Source organism: Priestia sp. BR_2 (genome assembly GCF_041954005.1).
Lineage (GTDB): Bacteria > Bacillota > Bacilli > Paenibacillales > Paenibacillaceae > Paenibacillus_AQ > Paenibacillus_AQ lautus_A.
Genome location: NZ_JAVFHM010000164.1, coordinates 1 through 593 on the forward strand (window position 1 = coordinate 1; position 593 = coordinate 593).

General features: G+C 56.0%; 1 protein-coding gene. It reads left to right on the top strand.

The annotated features are described in order from the left end of the window. Positions 1 to 27 precede the first annotated feature (27 nt). Positions 28 to 593, top strand: a 566-nt coding sequence (locus RB298_RS07170; RefSeq protein WP_486046582.1) for a hypothetical protein, incomplete at its 3' end; no start/stop codon positions are given.

Genomic DNA, 593 nt, shown 5'->3' on the forward strand with positions numbered 1-593 from the left:
ACTGGTGCAATGTGAGCAACCAGAGCAATGGGTGTAACGGGGGAGACAGGGGAAACCGGTTCCACCGGAGATACAGGTGAAACGGGAGCGACAGGTGTAACGGGGGCAACCGGAGCAACAGGTGTGACTGGGGAAAGAGGAGGAACAGGAGGAACAGGGGTAACGGGAGCCACAGGAGAGACTGGAGCTACAGGAGAAACTGGAGCCACAGGAGCAACTGGAGCAGCAGGAGTAACAGGGGCAACAGGAGTAACAGGGGCAACAGGAGAAACTGGTGCAACAGGAGCAGCCGGGGCAACAGGAGCAACAGGAGTAACAGGAGCCACGGGTGCAACGGGAGCAACCGGAGATACAGGAGTAACTGGGGTAACTGGAGCGACAGGAGCAACTGGAGCAGCAGGAGCAACAGGGGTAACAGGAGTAACAGGAGTAACAGGAGCAACAGGAGTAACAGGAGTAACAGGAGCAACAGGAGCAACAGGAGCAACAGAAGCAACAGGGCCAACTGGAGCAACAGGAGTAACAGGAACAACAGAGGAGACAGAAACACAAGGAGAGACATGTGCAACAGGAGCAAACGAGGCAAGAGTGAG